This window comes from Duganella sp. Root1480D1 (genome assembly GCF_001427305.1).
In the GTDB taxonomy this organism is placed as follows: domain Bacteria; phylum Pseudomonadota; class Gammaproteobacteria; order Burkholderiales; family Burkholderiaceae_D; genus Rugamonas.
Window position 1 is genome coordinate 86703 of the sequence record NZ_LMFZ01000003.1, and the last position, 15006, is coordinate 101708.

The following is a 15006-nucleotide window of genomic DNA, read 5'->3' on the forward strand; positions in this document are numbered from 1 at the left end:
TTAGTGGCCCGAATCGCCGTCAGGCTTGCTGCTGGTCCGGAAGATCTCTGGATTCTCCTTGCCGGTCACGTAGAGGAAGCCGACCAGGCCTTTCTCCATCCGCGACAACGCGTGGTCGACCAGGATGAAGCGTCCAGGCACCTCGGTCTTGAACTCGACCATCGTTGCGCCACCAGGAGCCACCGTGGTGGTCTGCACGTTTTGCAGTGGAGGCGAGGTCAGGTCGCCCATGCTGTAGACGCGGTCGAATACTTCGCCGATCACGTGGAAGCTGGAGGTTGCGTTAGGGCCGCCCACACCGAAGAAGATACGGACGGTTTCACCAACCTTGGCTTCCATGCGGTGGGTCTTGGTCAGTGCATCGTGGGTGCCGTTGAACATCAGGTGTTCCGGCTGTTCGGCCAGCAGTTTATCCAGCGAGAATTCGGCTTCGCCTGGCGTGCCGTGCTTCTGCGCGGTGTACAGCTCGCCCTGCATCACGTAGAACTCGCGGTCGACTTTTGGCAGGCCGCCTTCGGGTTCGACCAGGATCATGCCGTACATGCCGTTGGAAATGTGCTGTGCAACCATTGGGGTAGCGCAGTGGTACACGTACAGGCCTGGGTTGAGGGCCTTGAACGTGAAGCTCTTGGTGCTGCCGGGAGCTGCCTGGGTCACCGCCGCACCGCCGCCGGGGCCGGTCACTGCGTGGAAGTCAACCGAGTGGATCATGTGGCTGTCCTTGTCGTTGGACATGTCCACGTTCACGGTGTCGCCTACGCGGACGCGAATGAACGGGCCTGGAACCTTGCTGTTGAAGGTCCAGTACTTGTAGGTGGTGCCGTCCATCAGTTGGCCGAGGACTTCGGTTGTATCGAGCTTGACGTTCACGGTTTGCGGGCCGCGCTTGCCGACCGGCGCACCAACTTCGGTTGGATTGCGCGAAATGTCGACGCCTTTTGGCGCGGCTTTGAGCTCGCCCTCGCCGACGATGATCTTGCCGATCATGCCCGCAGCTACGTGGCCGGGCAGGGAGCAGATGTAGGTGAATTCGCCTTTCTTGTCGGCCTTGAACACGACGGCGGTCGAGGCGCCTTTGTCTTTCAACTGGTTCGATTTGACTTTGAAGTCAGGCACCGAAATGTCGTGGGTTGCGCCGTCGCCGTTGACCAGGTTGATCTGCACCACAGCACCTTCCGGCACGCGCAAGGTAGGATTTGCCTTACCCTTGGATTCGCCGGCGTCGCTGATGAAGACCAGTTTGCCGTCTGCGATATCGGTATGCAGGGTAAAGGTCACGTCAGGACGATATTGAACGGCTGTGCTGCCGCCGTGCTGGCCATGTTGTGCATAAGCTGGCGCCAGGTTAGCGGCGCCGATCACCAGTGCAGCGATGGCTTTGGACATCAGGGTCGGTTTCATTTTCTTCTCACAGGTTTGTCCGGCACGGGATTGCGCCGTTTGACAGCTAAATCTTATGTTTTACATGCATGTTATTGAATTGACGCAGGTCAAAAAATCGGAAAGATCTGCGTATTCTCAATGCAAGTTAGATATTTTTGATCTAGGTCAAGTCGTGAGAAGGCCGTTTGCAAGGGTTATGGTGCGAGTTGCTGCAGGATCGCGTAGGCGGCCTTGATCCGGTCCGCGTTCGGGTAGGTGGAGTTTGCCAGCATGACAATGCCGATCTTCTTCTGCGGGACGAAGGCGGCATAGGCGCCGAAGCCATTGGTGGAACCAGTTTTGTGGAACAGGGTCGCGCCACCTGGCGTGTCGCCTGCCGTGAGCCGCCTGGCCGCGACCAGTTCACGGGTAACAGCCGACGCGCTGCCGCTTTGCAGCCGTTCCAGCGTGGCCGGGTAGGGGAACTGTTCCCAGCCCAGGCCTTGCCAGAGCGGGCCCGCTTCGAAGTAAGGCACGTGGGTTGCCGCCACGGCGCGCCGCATGAACGGCTCCAGGTGGCTCGGATCGATGTTCGCCTGCACGAAACGCAGCAGGTCTGTACTGCTGGTTTTGACGCCATATGCCTCCGCATCGAAGGGGCCGGGATTCACGCGGACTTGCCTGCCGTCGTCGTAGCCCCAGGCGTAATCCGGCATTGCGTGCGCCGGCACATTCCCGTATGTGTTTTTCATGCCGAGGCGAGGGAAGATCTTGGACGCCATCGCTGTAGCGAAATCTATTCCCAGGGCCGCCGCTGCCGCGTGCCCGAACAGGCCAATGCTGGGGTTCGAGTAGCGTCGCATGGTCCCCGGCGCCGCATCTGGCCTCCATGCGCGGAAGAAGCCTATTTCCTGCCCCTCGCGCACTTCGTCGGGGAACTGCAACTTAAGTCCGCCAGCGGTGTAGGTGGCGAGATGGAGCATGGTGGCTTTGTCGATCGCGCTGCCTTTGAGTTGCGGCAGGTAGCGCGAAGGATGCGCATCCAGCGACAGTTTGCCCTGAACCAGCGCCCAGGTGCCGAGCGTGGCTGTCAGGGTCTTGCTGACGGAACCGATCTCGAACAGCGTGTTTTCGCTGACCGGCGCATTGGTTTCGCGCGAGGCGATTCCGTAGTTGAAGTAGTAAGGCTTGCCATCCAGCGTGACGGCGACAGCCATGCCGGGCAACTGCTGCTCCGCCATCAGCGATGGGATAACGCCTTCCACCGCAGCGCGTACTTTCAGGCCGCGCAGGAAGTCATCGCGAACTTGCATCCCGTTCGCGTCGCCGACCTGGGCGAAGACGACGCGCTGCTCGCCGCGCTCCAGCCAGCCGACGTACCAGCCCAGTTTGCGGCCGCCGTCGCTGCCACTGCCTGTTTTGCCGAATACCTGCCAACCACCGACTTCTTCGGGCCATTTGACCAGCGTCCTGGCTGTGTCATAGGCCGTGGGTTTGACGCCTAGCTCACGGTTGACGATGCGGCGCAGGAAGCCGATCTGCTCGTCAGGCGAAATGCGCAGCGAGGAGCCGAGCCAGGAATTGGACAGGCCGTTGTCCTTGCCAGGATCGCCGCTGACATCCACATTGCCGTAGCCGAAGCGCTTGACGTAATTGGCGAACTGCTCGTCGCCCAGTTGCAGCGTGACTTGCTGCGAATACCAGACGACGGACTCCTTCATCCAGGAACTCGGGTCGTGCGCTTGCCGCCACACGGGGCGCCAATCCACATAGCCTTGCTTGAAGGGCAGCACAGGCGCATGCTCGTTCCACAGCACGCCCGCGTCATAGCCCATCAGCGCGATCGGCAGCTTGAAGGTCGACATCGGCGGCAGACGCTTATCGCAGACGCCTTCGAGCACCAGCCACTTGCCCGTGGCTGCATCGGCCATCGCCAGGCAGTGCTCTGCAGAATACGCGAGCAAAGGGAGGCCCAGCCCTGCAAGCAGGGCGAAGATTTTGCGTTTCATTTTTATCCTCGGTTTAGAGTTTTGCGAGTTGCGCGGGGAGTTCGCGCAGGAAGGCTTCCTTGGTGCGCGGGCCTGCGGCACCTTCGATCAAAGTCTCGTCCTGGACCAGGCGCGCGAACACGATGGTGCGCTGGCCATTGGTCGCCCAGCCGACGAACCAGCCGTAGGACCGAGAGTAGTCGTCCTTGCCGTCCGGGCCCACCGGGGCGCCGGTACCGGTTTTGCCGAAGACTTGCCAGCCATTGGGCAGGTCTTTCACTTTCAGCAGGCGCGCGGTCTGCTCGTGAGCGTGTTGCGAAACAGGGAGTTCCTTTCGCACCAGTTTGCGCAGGAACTTAGTCTGCTCGTCCGGCGAGATCTGCAGCGAGGAGCCGACCCACGACCAGGTCAGGCCGTTGTCCTTGCTCCTGTCGCCGCCGGTGTCGCGGTTGCCGTAGCCAAAGTCCTGCACATAGCGCTCGAATCGTTCGCGGCCAATGTGCTGCGTGACTTGCTGGGCGTACCAGACGGCCGAGTAGCTGATCCACTGACTCGGGTCCATGTCGCGCCGCCATTCCTTGTTCCAAGCCCGATAGCTTTCGCGATAAGGGAGCAGCGGCGCGTGCTGGTCTTTCAGGAATCCGCTATCGAAGCCCATCAAGCTGACAGCGATGTTAAAGGTCGACACTGGCGTAATACGCGCCGTGCAATCTCCTTCGCGCAGCAGGGCATTGCCGCTGGCAGCGTCGACGAAGGTAGTGCAGTTCAGCGCAGCGACCGACTGCGCGGAAGGAGACACGCTCCACGCCAGCGCAGGCTGCAGCGCGAAATTGCCGCCAGCGATAGCAGCCAACGCAGCGACCGTTACTGCCCGCGCCCACATGGTGCGGCGCGTGTTGGCAGGCGTGCGGATCAGCGAGACGCGCTCGGTGAGCGTGTTCGCATCGATACTGCCAAAGGCCAGCGCGCCTTGTGGTGCAAGGTGCTGCAGCTTGAGCTGCGCCACCAGCGCGGCGGCGTAAGCCTTGCGTTGCGATGCCGGGCGGCCGCGCAGCACATCGCGGTCGCAGCCCAGTTCCTGCGCCCAGGTCAGGTTGGCGCGCAACAGGCGCATGAAAGGATTGAACCACAACAGTGTTTGCAGCAGCATGCCGGCGGCCATCCATTGCAAGTCATGCCGGCGCAGGTGGGTCATCTCATGCTCGACGATCATTTCACGTTGCAGCTTATCGAAGCCGCCCAAATGGCGCGGCAGCAGCAGGCGAGGGCGGATCAGGCCAAGCAGCATTGGTGAAATCGGCGCATCCACTTCAATGATGGCGGCGCGGCCCGCGCCCGAAGCTTCGCCGGTCTGCGCCAGCCGATTCAACATACGCTGTGCGCGCCACAGGCTGGTGATCGACCAGGCCAGGCCGGCGATGTACACGCAAAGCCACAATTGGGCGCCATACAGCATCCAGGCATGCGAGCCGGCAGAGCGGCCCGCATCGCGCGCTTGTTCGGCAGTTACATTGGGCAGGACGGGAGTCTTCGGCGGCGCGATGTAATGAGTGACCGTTTCGGTTGCCGCTTCGAGCGGAGGAATCAGGCGCACACGTTCGCTATGCGGCAGCAGCATCAGGGCGAAGATCGCCAGCACGGCCAACTGGCCTAGCAGCCAGAGCGAGCGCTGTGCCGCCAAAGCAGGCAGGATGCGCCGGAGCAGGGCACTTAACGCCCACACGCTGAAGCCGGCCGCGAAGCAACCAAGGCTCGCCAGCAGGAAGCGCATCAGCAATAAATCGAAATCGCTCATTTGGCATCGTCCTCTTCGGGCCAGTCGGACAGCATCTGTTCGAGTTGCGCCAGCTCGCTGGCATCCACCAGCTTGCTGCCCGCGAACATGTTCACCGGCAGCGGTGTATCGAGCTCCATGATGCGTGTGCCGAAGTCGTGGGCATAGGCGGCAAGCGTTTCAACCTTGTCCAGCGAGGCCTCGTAAACCTGCACCCCGTGGCGCACATGTTGCGCAATCATTTGCTTCTCCATCATCCGCTCCACGGTCTTGCGTGTGGACGAGAACGACCAGGCAAGTTCGTCTTCCACCGATTCATGGATTTCGCGCGCGCTCAAAGGTGCTTGACGCCAGAGAGCCTTCAATACGCAGAGTTCGGGAGTGGATGGAATGTGCATGACAAAACGCAGTTTGTGACGAATGGCCTTAGTATGTGACAAACGTCGCAATGGTGTCAAGGAGTTGACATGGTGGTCGATTGCAAATAAATCCATTGAATTCCAGCAACAATCGAGCCTGCGGTGCTAACATCTCGAGGTCAAGGCGGCTGGGATGGAAATGGATCGTGCAAAATCGTTGGAAGTGATTAAGCGTGTGGCCGCAGTTTTGCTGATGGTTTGTTTTGTTTTGCCGCTTTCTCGTTGTTCGGGGCGGCCGGACCTGGAAGGACACACCGGAGCGGACACCCGCCTGTATGGGTATGAAATGGCACAAGATGCCTTGCGGGACGTTCAGTCGGAAAAGTTCAAGGGCGTAATCACCTTGGCCGGACTTTTCATCGTATTTTTTGTTCCTGCAGCCTGCATGGGACTGAAAGACCGGCTACAAGCACCGATCTATTTATCGAGCTCCATCGCGGCGGGGTTCCTTTTGTATAGCTGGGTATTCGTGTTCGCGACTAGCGCTCAATATGGCGGAGTGATCGCTGTCATATGCTGGATCCTCATATTCTGCACCGCTTGCATTTCCTTGCGCGACTTGCTGCGAAGCCGGGGGCATGATGAGCGTAGCCTTCCTGCGAATAAATAAGCAAATAAATCGACCATGAAGATTTTCAGCGCCCTACTTATTTGGATTGTGGTGTCAGTACTGGCATTTAGGTCACTTCCTTCGCTGCAACAAACTGGCGAGAGCTTAGCAATAATAAGCATTGCGACGTTAATTGGACCTATTGCGGGGATATTTTCCGTATTGACGCAGGGGGTAATTGAAGGTGCCTATCCAGTTTTAATTTTTGCTAATGTGGTTTGTGGATTAGGTATCTTTTGGTGGCAAAACCAGCGAACAATTTGGAGCTTTCTTGTTACCTCATTTTTATGGACTATAACGGGTCTGTATTTTACTGTTGGAATTTATGCCTAAATATTTAATTCAAGCCGAAAAACGAACTTGGCCCCAATCTGGTGCCTGGTCCATATTCAGCTAGGAGATTCGGTGCCAGATTCGGCATCATAGATTCGGGGTCAGGTCTGTCATTTGGACATCCACCACTTCCTTTGATTTTTCTCAATACGGGAAAACTATGGTATCTGCGTATTGAGAAAGATCAAATGATAACGCTAGCTGTCCGAATGACAGACCTGACCCCGAATTTCTCAGCGGAGGGTTGTATTGAATACTATTGAAAAAATGCTGCTCTTCTTGATCTGCTGCGGGCTGGTTGGCGCATTTGCGAAGTTTGAGTTGAAAATGCGTGAATGCAATTCCAGTTGCAGAACTCAAGGCGCGTCCGCTGGCGAAATCCGCTTCGTTGGACGAGGACTTTCGGATGGGTGTCGTTGCATCAAGGGGTGACGAGGCGATCTAAGTCCGCCGCCAGCCTCAGAGCTTGCTGCCGTCGAGCGAGTGGCGGAAAATGGTGCCGTCGTCACCAATGCTGATCCAGCCGCCGCGTGGTGGCGTGGATTCGGGCTCCCAGTCCGGCAGCACGTAGCGGCGGGTGCCGGCGACTTCGTGCAGGGCGGGGCGGTGGGTGTGGCCGTGGATCATGATGGTGGTGCCGGTTTGGGCGAACACGTCGGCGATCGCTTCCGGCGTCACATCCATGATTTCGTAGGACTTTTCGGCGTGGCCTTGCTTGCTCTGCTCGCGCAGCCCGGCAATGATCTGCTTGCGCTGGGCCAGCGGCATCGACAGGAATTGCTGCTGCCACGCTGGCTGGCGCACCTGCGCGCGGAAGGCCATATATTTCACGTCTTGCGTGCATTGGGCGTCGCCGTGTACCAGCACGATGCGCTGACCGTAGGCGTCGATAACCCAGGTCTCGGGCAGCAGGGTCAGGCCCGCTGCGGCGGCGAAGGCTTCGCCGACCAGGAAGTCGCGGTTGCCCGCGATCCAGAATAGCTGTACGCCCGCGTCGCTTACGCGGCGCAGGGCGGTCACAATTTGCTGGTGGAATGGCTCCGTCAGGTCATCATCACCTGCCCAATATTCAAAGATATCGCCCAGCAGGTAGAGCTGCTCTGCACCCAGCGCGTGTTCGTCGAGGAAGCGCAGGAACGCTTCCGTCAGCACCGGCCGCGCCGGCTGCAAATGCAGGTCTGATACGAAGAGAATCAAATTAAGCCGCTTCGATCTTTTCGATAATGATGTCTTCCGCTGGCACGTCGGAGAACATGCCGGAACGGGTGGTCTTTACGCCTTTGATCGCGTCGACCACTTCGGTGCCTTGGGTGACTTTGCCGAACACGGCGTAGCCCCAGCCGTCCTGGCCTGGGTAGTCCAGGAAGGAGTTGTTCTTCACGTTGATGAAGAACTGTGCGGATGCGGAGTGCGGTGCCGAGGTGCGTGCCATGGCCAGGGTGTATGGCTCGTTCTTCAGGCCGTTCTTGGCTTCGTTTTCCACAGTCTGCTCGGTTGGCTTCTGCTTCATGCCTGGCTCGAAACCGCCGCCCTGGATCATGAAGCCATCGATCACGCGGTGGAAGATGGTGTTGTTGTAGTGGCCAGCATTCATGTAGTGCAGGAAGTTCTCAACGGTCTTCGGTGCCTTCTCTGCGTCCAGCTCGGCAACGATGGTGCCTTTGTTGGTGGTGATGGTGATGGTGGTCATCTTGTTGTCCTTTTGTGTTACTGAAAAAGAGTTATTTTACAGGCTCTGGCTGTGGAACAGGAGTGGGCTCCTGAACCGGGGCTGGCTCTTGGGCTGGTGCAGGTTCGACAACTGGTGGTGGTGCCGGTGGTGCAGGCGGCACGATACGGTGCTTGAGGATGGTCGCCGACTTGATCACGATCGGTTTTACCGGGATGTTCTGGAAGCCAGGCTTGTCGTCCACCAGCACGACTTTGATCTTGTCGACGGTTTCCTGGCCCTGGATGACCTTACCAAAGACGGCATAGCCGTGGCCTTTCATGTTGGGGTAATCCAGGCCGATATTGTCCACCACGTTGATGAACCATTGCGAATTGGCCGAATTCGGCGAGTCGTGGCGCGCCATCGAGATGGTGTAGGCCAGGTTGGACAGGCCGTTCTTTTCTTCACTCTTGATGTCGGGGCGCAGTGGCTGTTTTGATTTCAGGTCGGCCGTATAGCCGCCGCCTTGCACCATGAAGCCGTTGATCACGCGGTGGAAAATGGTGTCCTTATAGAAGCCGCTCTTTACATAGGCGAGGAAGTTGGCGGTCGTAATCGGCGCCTTTTCCTGGTCCAGTTCTACGATGATTTCGCCAAGGTTGGTCTTGATCGACACTTGCGGGTTGTCGGCAGCTGCCGCGGCGCTGCCAATCAGCAGGCCGGCCAGCAGGGCAATCCATTTCTTCTGCATTCTTGTTTCCTTTATAAGAATTGCGACTCGCGTGCGCGAATTTTTCAGTGCTATACTTCGCCAGACGTTCCATTCTAACAAAGTAGAACTATAACAAAGGGACCAAACATCCCCCTGGTACACACCGAGCACCGGTGCGACGCCCCAGGCGTTTCGCACCAGTGACCCGTTTACTTCTAGTCCGATGAGCAATTTAAAGATCTTCAACACGCTGGCACGCGAAAAGCAGTCGTTCAAACCCATTGAGGCGGGCAAAGTCCGGATGTATGTCTGTGGCATGACCGTATACGACTACTGCCACGTGGGCCACGGCCGCATGTTGATGGCGTTCGACGTCATCTACCGCTGGCTGAAGGCGTCGGGCTATGACGTGCGCTATGCACGCAATATCACGGACATCGATGACAAGATCATCAAGCGTGCGGTGGAGAATGGCGAAACCATTGGCCAGCTGACCGGACGCTTTATCAAATTCATGGACGAGGATTGCGAAGCCCTCGGCATCCTGAATCCAACCGATGTGCCGAAAGCGACCCAATACGTGCCGCAAATGCTGGGCATTATCGAAAAGCTGGAAGCGAAGGACCTGGCTTACAAGGCTGCGGACGGCGATGTTAACTATGCCGTTCGCCAGTTCGAGGGCTACGGCAAGCTGTCGGGCAAGTCGCTGGACGACCTGCGCGCCGGCGAGCGCGAATTGGCTCGTGCGGCGAACGCCGACTCGGGCAAGCGCGATCCGCTGGACTTCGTGCTGTGGAAGGCTGCCAAGGAATCCGAACCGGAAGAAGTGAAGTGGGATTCGAAATGGGGCAAGGGCCGCCCGGGCTGGCACATCGAGTGCTCGGCGATGTCGTGCTCCCTGCTGGGCGAGACTTTCGATATCCATGGCGGCGGCGCTGACCTGCAGTTCCCGCACCATGAAAACGAAATCGCGCAGTCCGAAGGCGCTTCCGGCAAAACGCTGGCCAACTACTGGGTCCACAACGGCTTCGTGCGCGTGGATGGCGAGAAGATGTCCAAATCGCTGGGCAATTTCTTCACCATCCGTGAAGTGCTGAAGATGTTCGACGCGGAAGTGGTGCGTTTCTTCATCCTGCGCGCCCATTACCGCAGTCCGCTGAACTACTCGGACGTGCACCTGGAAGACGCGCGTGGTGCGTTGACCCGCCTGTACACCGCGCTGGACGGCGTGGAAGGCGACGGCCAGCCGCTGGACTGGAACGAAGACAACGCCAAGCGCTTTGCTGAAGCGATGGACGACGACTTCAACACCCCGATCGCGGTGTCGGTGCTGTTCGACCTGGCTTCGGAAGTGAACAAGACCAAGTCGCCTGCCGCCGTGCGCCAACTGAAAGGCCTGGCCGCTGTACTGGGCCTGCTCGAGCGCAGCCCTGAGGAATACCGCAAGGCCGCCCCGAAAGGCGCGGAAGGCGAGGGCATGGACGAAGCGGCAATCGAAGCTGCCATCGCTACCCGTGCCGCTGCCAAGAAGTCGCGCGACTTCGCTGCTGCCGACAAGGTGCGTGCCGACCTGCTGGCAGCCGGCATCGTCCTCGAAGACAAGCCTGACGGCACCACGAACTGGCGCCGCGCGTAATGGTTCTATCCAGGGAAAGCGGGGATCAGGCCCCGGTGCCGCCGTATTGGGAGGAAGCCAAGGCAGAGCTCATGAAGCGCGATCGCATCATGAACCGCCTGATCCCCCAATTCGGTGATTTGCACCTGGTCGGCCATGACGACCCGTTTATCACCCTGGCGCGCGCCATCGTCAACCAGCAGGTCACGACCCAGGTCGCCAATGCGGCGTGGGCCAAGCTGCTGGAGACCTGTCCGAAGTTCACCCCGGCCGCCGTGCAAAAAGCCGGCGCCGCTGCGTTGGCGGGCTGCGGCCTGTCCAAGCGCAAGGCCGAATACATCCTGGATTTGGCCGACCATTTCAAGAACAAGAAGGTCCACGCCGCCCAATGGGCGCAGATGGATGACGAAGCCGTCATTTCCGAACTGGTTCAAATTCGCGGCATTACGCGCTGGACAGCGGAGATGTTTTTGATATTTAATTTGCTCCGACCCAACGTGCTGCCGCTTGACGACAGCCGGCTGATCAGTGGAATCAGCCAGAATTATTTTTCCGGGGAGCCCGTGTCGCGCAGCGATGCGCGCGAGGTTTCAGCCAACTGGGAACCCTTCCGGACGGTCGCCACGTGGTATTTATGGCGTAGCCTTGATCCGGTTCCGGTAAAATAGCGCAAATTCTCACCGGCAACCGTTATTTGCAATGTTGTCGGGGAAGCAAAAAAACCTTGGAGGTACAATGATTAAAACGACTTTCCTCAATTTTGAGCAACCGATCGCGGAACTGGATTCCAAGATTGAAGAGCTGCGTTTCGTACAAGACGATTCGGCCGTCGACATTTCCGAAGAAATCGACCGCCTGGCCAAGAAGAGCCAACAGCTGACCAAAGATATTTACGCCAAGCTGACTCCTTGGCAGGTTTCCCAGATTGCTCGTCACCCGCAGCGTCCATACACCATGGACTACGTGAATGAGATCTTCACCGACTTCCATGAACTGCACGGCGACCGCACCTATGCGGACGACCAGTCCATCGTTGGCGGTTTCGCCCGTTTCAATGGCCAGCCATGCATGGTAATCGGCCACCAGAAGGGCCGCGATACCAAAGAACGCGCCATGCGCAACTTCGGCATGCCGAAGCCTGAAGGCTACCGCAAGGCCATGCGCCTGATGAAGCTGGCTGAGAAATTCAACCTGCCTATCTTCACCTTCGTTGACACCCCGGGCGCATTCCCTGGCATCGACGCGGAAGAGCGCGGCCAGTCGGAAGCGATCGGCCATAACCTGTACGTGATGGCTGAACTGAAAGTGCCGCTGATCGCGACCATCATCGGCGAAGGCGGCTCCGGCGGCGCGCTGGCGATTGCCGTGGGCGATTCCGTGCTGATGCTGCAGTACGCGACCTACTCGGTGATTTCGCCTGAGGGTTGCGCTTCGATCCTGTGGAAGACTTCCGAGCGCGCATCCGATGCGGCTGAAGCGCTGGGCCTGACCGCGCACCGCCTGAAGGCGATCGGCCTGATCGACAAGATCATCAACGAGCCGCTGGGTGGCGCACACCGCGATCCTAAGGAAATGGCCAAGATGCTGAAACGCGCGCTGGCGGATTCGCTGCGCCAGTTCCAGGGCGTGAAGACCAAGGACCTGCTGGCTGCTCGTCATGAAAAGCTGATGAGCTACGGCAAGTTCAAAGAGACCACTGCTTCCGAATAAAACCAGTAAGGCCATCGGCCGCCGCGTCATAGGGTGTCTGACCCTGCGGGTCAGACACCGGTTTACCGGTTTCAGTATGCGCGTCCAAGAAATCCTCCAGCACTCCCTCGCCCAGCTCCCGCAAGGCCCCATCGCCATCGCCTACAGCGGAGGCCTGGACAGCAGCGTTTTGCTGCACCTTGCCGCCGAGAGCGGCCGCAAAACCTGCGCCTTCCACATCCACCACGGTTTAAGCCCCAACGCCGACGCCTGGGAAGCCCACGCTCGCGCTGAATGTGAACGCCTGAACATCACCTTCGCCAGCCGCCGCGTCGTCCTCGACGACCGCAGCGAAGCCTCCGCCCGCAAAGCCCGCTACGCCGCCCTCGGTGCGCTATGCGTGGAGCACAACGTCCACCTGCTGCTCACCGCCCACCACCTGGACGACCAGGCCGAAACCGTCCTGCTGCAGCTGCTGCGCGGCTCCGGCGTCGCCGGCCTGTCGGGCATGGATGCCTCCAACCGCGCCGCAGGCCTGCTTGGCACCGCAGAAGTGCTGCTGGCTCGCCCGCTGCTCCAGCTAAGCCGCGCGCAATTGGAAGAATATGTGCGCGAGCAAGGCATCCGCCACATTGAAGACGAGTCGAACGCGGACCTGCGCTACGCCCGCAATGCGCTGCGCCATGAAATCATGCCCAGGCTGGCGCAAGCCTATCCGGGTTACCAGGAGCGCTTCGCCCGCAGCGCGCGCCATGCTCAAGCCGCGCAGCGCCTGCTGACGGAGCAGGCTGCCGAAGACTTGCATGCCTGCCTGGCAGGTGAAGACAGCCTTGATATGGCGCGCGTGCGCACATTGAGCGCCGATCGCACCTCGAACTTGTTGCGCCATTGGTTTGCCGAGCGCGGCATCCGCCTGCCGTCCACCAATTGGCTCGCCGAAATGCAGGAGCAAGCCCTGACGGCGCGCGATGACGCCAACCTCAAGGTCACCCATCCCGACTGCGAAGTGCGCCGCCACCGCGATCGCCTGTTCCTCGTTCCGCGCCGGGAAGAGGCTGACGCAGAGCAGCAAAAGAGCTTCCGCTGGAACGGGGAGGGCAGTATTGATTTCCCTGAATTCGGTGGCACGCTGCATTTTGAGTTGGCCCCGGTTGGCCTCGACCCCGACTGGCTGCGCCAGCAGATGCTGACGATCGAACTGCGCAAAGGCGGCGAAAAACTCAAGCCAGCGCGCAACCGCCCCACGCGCACGCTCAAGCAGCACTACCAGACCCTTGGCATCCCCGCCTGGGAGCGCGAGCGCATGCCGATGGTATCGATCCCGGGCGATATCCTGTATGCCGCCGGTATCGGCATGGATTGCCGCAAACTGAGCTCCAGCCCAGAGCATCGTTTGGTGTTTCGCTGGGAAACCAAATAATTATCGCCGACACCTGTCTAGACATATGAACTTATGCCAAATAGGTATGAGGGTATGTACTTTTTGACTTGAGATTTTGCAACGCAACATGTAGAGTAAAGGGCTCCCCTTATCACATCAATGCGGAAAATCAGCATGGCTTTAATCGTTCACAAATACGGCGGTACGTCGATGGGCTCGACGGAACGCATCAAGAACGTCGCGCGTCGCGTCGCCAAATGGCACGATGCGGGACACCAGGTGGTGGTCGTTCCGTCGGCAATGTCCGGTGAAACCAACCGCCTGATTGCCCTGGCCAAAGAAATCCAGAACCCGCCTGACCCACGTGAATTGGACATGATAGCCTCCACCGGCGAACAAGTGTCCGTGGGCCTGCTGTCGATGGCGCTGCAAGCGATTGGCAAGGACGCCATTTCCTACACCGGCTGGCAAGTAGCGATTAAAACCGACTCCGCCTTCACCAAAGCCCGCATCCAGTCGATCGAAGACGGCCGCGTGCGCGAGGACCTGGAGAAGGGCCGCATTGTGATCATCACCGGCTTCCAGGGCGTGGACGAGAACGACAACATCGCCACCCTGGGCCGCGGCGGTTCCGATACCTCTGCCGTGGCGATTGCCGCGGCGCTGAAGGCGGACGAATGCCTGATCTACACCGACGTCGATGGCGTCTACACCACCGACCCGCGCGTGGTGTCCGAAGCGCGCCGCCTGAAAGCGATTACGTTTGAAGAGATGCTGGAACTGGCTTCGCTGGGCTCCAAAGTGCTGCAAACCCGCTCGGTGGAATTCGCCGGCAACTACCGCGTACCGACCCGCGTGCTGTCCTCGCTGACCGATCCGCTGATGGATCTGGAAGAAGAAGCCAACTCGGGCACCCTGATTTCGTTTGAGGAAGACCAAAACATGGAACAAGCAGTCATCTCCGGCATCGCCTTCAATCGCGACGAAGCCAAAATCACCGTGCTGGGCGTGCCAGACCGTCCAGGCATCGCTTACCACATCCTGGGTCCGGTGGCCGAAGCCAATGTCGAAGTCGACATGATCATCCAGAACCAGGCAGTGGACGGCAAGACCGACTTCACCTTCACCGTGTCGCGCAACGACTACCAGAAGGCGATGGATGTGCTGCACAACGAAAAAGGCGAGATCGGCCACCACACCCTGGTGGGCGACGCCAAAGTGTCCAAGATCTCCGTGGTTGGCGTTGGCATGCGTTCGCACGTTGGCGTGGCTTCCCAGATGTTCAAGACCCTGGCGGAAGAGGGCATCAACATCATGATGATCTCCACTTCCGAGATCAAGATTTCCGTCCTGATCGACGAGAAATACATGGAGCTGGCCGTGCGTGCACTGCACAAGGCATTCGAATTGGAAAAAGAATAAATATTTCCAAAAAAACTTCCGTATTAACCTTGACCAAAGCGGTATCGATC

14 protein-coding genes and 1 pseudogene are annotated in these 15006 nt (G+C 59.1%); 7 read left to right on the plus strand and 8 right to left on the minus strand.

Features of this window, described 5'->3' with window-relative positions; all coding sequences use genetic code 11:
* From nirK to ASD58_RS05065, 5 genes and pseudogenes are all read right to left on the minus strand, one after another.
* A complete protein-coding gene (nirK, locus tag ASD58_RS05050) occupies positions 1 to 1401 on the minus strand; it encodes a copper-containing nitrite reductase (protein ID WP_082565234.1) in 1401 nt (466 codons plus the stop codon).
* 176 nt (positions 1402 to 1577) lie between these two features.
* The gene (gene ampC / locus ASD58_RS30385; protein WP_200951569.1) at positions 1578 to 3371 is read right to left on the minus strand and encodes a class C beta-lactamase; all 1794 of its coding nucleotides are present in this window, start codon (positions 3369 to 3371) and stop codon (positions 1578 to 1580) included.
* Positions 3372 to 3384: 13 nt separating this feature from the next.
* Positions 3385 to 4233: a class D beta-lactamase gene (gene blaOXA / locus ASD58_RS32725; protein WP_373994441.1), complete on the minus strand. Its 849-nt coding sequence runs from the start codon at positions 4231 to 4233 to the stop codon at positions 3385 to 3387.
* Positions 4234 to 4272: 39 nt separating this feature from the next.
* Positions 4273 to 5145: pseudogene (locus ASD58_RS32730) on the minus strand (M56 family metallopeptidase); the annotation flags it as partial.
* Positions 5142 to 5522 (minus strand): BlaI/MecI/CopY family transcriptional regulator, encoded by a 381-nt coding sequence (locus ASD58_RS05065; protein ID WP_057260019.1) that lies wholly within the window; start codon positions 5520 to 5522, stop codon positions 5142 to 5144. The pseudogene ASD58_RS32730 and the gene ASD58_RS05065, both read right to left, overlap by 4 nt.
* Before the next feature lie 154 nt (positions 5523 to 5676).
* Between ASD58_RS05065 and ASD58_RS05070 the strand changes: the two genes are divergently transcribed.
* A complete protein-coding gene (locus ASD58_RS05070) occupies positions 5677 to 6153 on the plus strand; it encodes a hypothetical protein (protein WP_057260020.1) in 477 nt (158 codons plus the stop codon).
* A gap of 15 nt (positions 6154 to 6168) precedes the next feature.
* Positions 6169 to 6486 carry a hypothetical protein gene (locus ASD58_RS31095; protein ID WP_156401166.1) on the plus strand — a complete coding sequence of 106 codons (318 nt, stop codon included), beginning with the start codon at positions 6169 to 6171 and terminating at the stop codon, positions 6484 to 6486.
* 459 nt (positions 6487 to 6945) lie between these two features.
* Here the strand turns inward: ASD58_RS31095 and ASD58_RS05075 are convergent, their stop codons facing one another.
* Genes ASD58_RS05075 through ASD58_RS05085 form a run of 3 tightly spaced genes read right to left on the minus strand, consistent with a single transcriptional unit; the run spans position 6946 to position 8888 of the window.
* Complete coding sequence (locus ASD58_RS05075) at positions 6946 to 7683, minus strand: UDP-2,3-diacylglucosamine diphosphatase (RefSeq protein WP_057260021.1); 738 nt, start codon at positions 7681 to 7683, stop codon at positions 6946 to 6948.
* Between the two features lies 1 nt (position 7684).
* Positions 7685 to 8176 (minus strand): peptidylprolyl isomerase, encoded by a 492-nt coding sequence (locus tag ASD58_RS05080; protein WP_057260022.1) that lies wholly within the window; start codon positions 8174 to 8176, stop codon positions 7685 to 7687.
* Between the two features lie 31 nt (positions 8177 to 8207).
* Positions 8208 to 8888, minus strand: a complete 681-nt coding sequence (locus ASD58_RS05085; protein WP_082565236.1) for a peptidylprolyl isomerase — start codon at positions 8886 to 8888, stop codon at positions 8208 to 8210.
* Positions 8889 to 9072: 184 nt separating this feature from the next.
* Here ASD58_RS05085 and cysS point away from each other — a divergent pair, with 184 nt between their 5' ends.
* From cysS to ASD58_RS05110, 5 genes are all read left to right on the plus strand, one after another.
* Positions 9073 to 10485, plus strand: coding sequence for a cysteine--tRNA ligase (gene cysS / locus ASD58_RS05090; protein WP_057260023.1), 1413 nt, complete (start codon positions 9073 to 9075; stop codon positions 10483 to 10485).
* The gene (locus ASD58_RS05095) at positions 10485 to 11132 is read left to right on the plus strand and encodes a DNA-3-methyladenine glycosylase (RefSeq protein ID WP_057260024.1); all 648 of its coding nucleotides are present in this window, start codon (positions 10485 to 10487) and stop codon (positions 11130 to 11132) included. Before cysS ends, ASD58_RS05095 begins: the two co-directional genes overlap by 1 nt.
* A 67-nt stretch (positions 11133 to 11199) precedes the next feature.
* Positions 11200 to 12174 carry an acetyl-CoA carboxylase carboxyltransferase subunit alpha gene (locus tag ASD58_RS05100; protein WP_057260025.1) on the plus strand — a complete coding sequence of 325 codons (975 nt, stop codon included), beginning with the start codon at positions 11200 to 11202 and terminating at the stop codon, positions 12172 to 12174.
* A 76-nt stretch (positions 12175 to 12250) separates the two neighbouring features.
* On the plus strand, positions 12251 to 13573 hold the full coding sequence (gene tilS / locus ASD58_RS05105) for a tRNA lysidine(34) synthetase TilS (protein ID WP_057260026.1): 1323 nt from the start codon (positions 12251 to 12253) through the stop codon (positions 13571 to 13573).
* Positions 13574 to 13708: 135 nt separating this feature from the next.
* The gene (locus tag ASD58_RS05110; protein ID WP_057260027.1) at positions 13709 to 14956 is read left to right on the plus strand and encodes an aspartate kinase; all 1248 of its coding nucleotides are present in this window, start codon (positions 13709 to 13711) and stop codon (positions 14954 to 14956) included.
* The last annotated feature ends 50 nt before the right edge of the window (positions 14957 to 15006 follow it).

What these genes read in the sequence shown, in the direction of transcription:
- nirK (WP_082565234.1), bottom strand. Translation starts at nt 1,401, where the DNA reads ATGAAACCGACCCTGATGTCCAAAGCCATCGCTGCACTGGTGATCGGC.
- cysS (WP_057260023.1), top strand. Translation starts at nt 9,073, where the DNA reads ATGAGCAATTTAAAGATCTTCAACACGCTGGCACGCGAAAAGCAGTCG.
- ASD58_RS05095 (WP_057260024.1), top strand. Translation starts at nt 10,485, where the DNA reads ATGGTTCTATCCAGGGAAAGCGGGGATCAGGCCCCGGTGCCGCCGTAT.
- ASD58_RS05110 (WP_057260027.1), top strand. Translation starts at nt 13,709, where the DNA reads ATGGCTTTAATCGTTCACAAATACGGCGGTACGTCGATGGGCTCGACG.
- ASD58_RS05100 (WP_057260025.1), top strand. Translation starts at nt 11,200, where the DNA reads ATGATTAAAACGACTTTCCTCAATTTTGAGCAACCGATCGCGGAACTG.
- ASD58_RS05070 (WP_057260020.1), top strand. Translation starts at nt 5,677, where the DNA reads ATGGAAATGGATCGTGCAAAATCGTTGGAAGTGATTAAGCGTGTGGCC.
- ASD58_RS31095 (WP_156401166.1), top strand. Translation starts at nt 6,169, where the DNA reads ATGAAGATTTTCAGCGCCCTACTTATTTGGATTGTGGTGTCAGTACTG.
- ASD58_RS05065 (WP_057260019.1), bottom strand. Translation starts at nt 5,522, where the DNA reads ATGCACATTCCATCCACTCCCGAACTCTGCGTATTGAAGGCTCTCTGG.
- tilS (WP_057260026.1), top strand. Translation starts at nt 12,251, where the DNA reads ATGCGCGTCCAAGAAATCCTCCAGCACTCCCTCGCCCAGCTCCCGCAA.
- ASD58_RS05085 (WP_082565236.1), bottom strand. Translation starts at nt 8,888, where the DNA reads ATGCAGAAGAAATGGATTGCCCTGCTGGCCGGCCTGCTGATTGGCAGC.
- blaOXA (WP_373994441.1), bottom strand. Translation starts at nt 4,233, where the DNA reads ATGTGGGCGCGGGCAGTAACGGTCGCTGCGTTGGCTGCTATCGCTGGC.
- ASD58_RS05080 (WP_057260022.1), bottom strand. Translation starts at nt 8,176, where the DNA reads ATGACCACCATCACCATCACCACCAACAAAGGCACCATCGTTGCCGAG.
- ampC (WP_200951569.1), bottom strand. Translation starts at nt 3,371, where the DNA reads ATGAAACGCAAAATCTTCGCCCTGCTTGCAGGGCTGGGCCTCCCTTTG.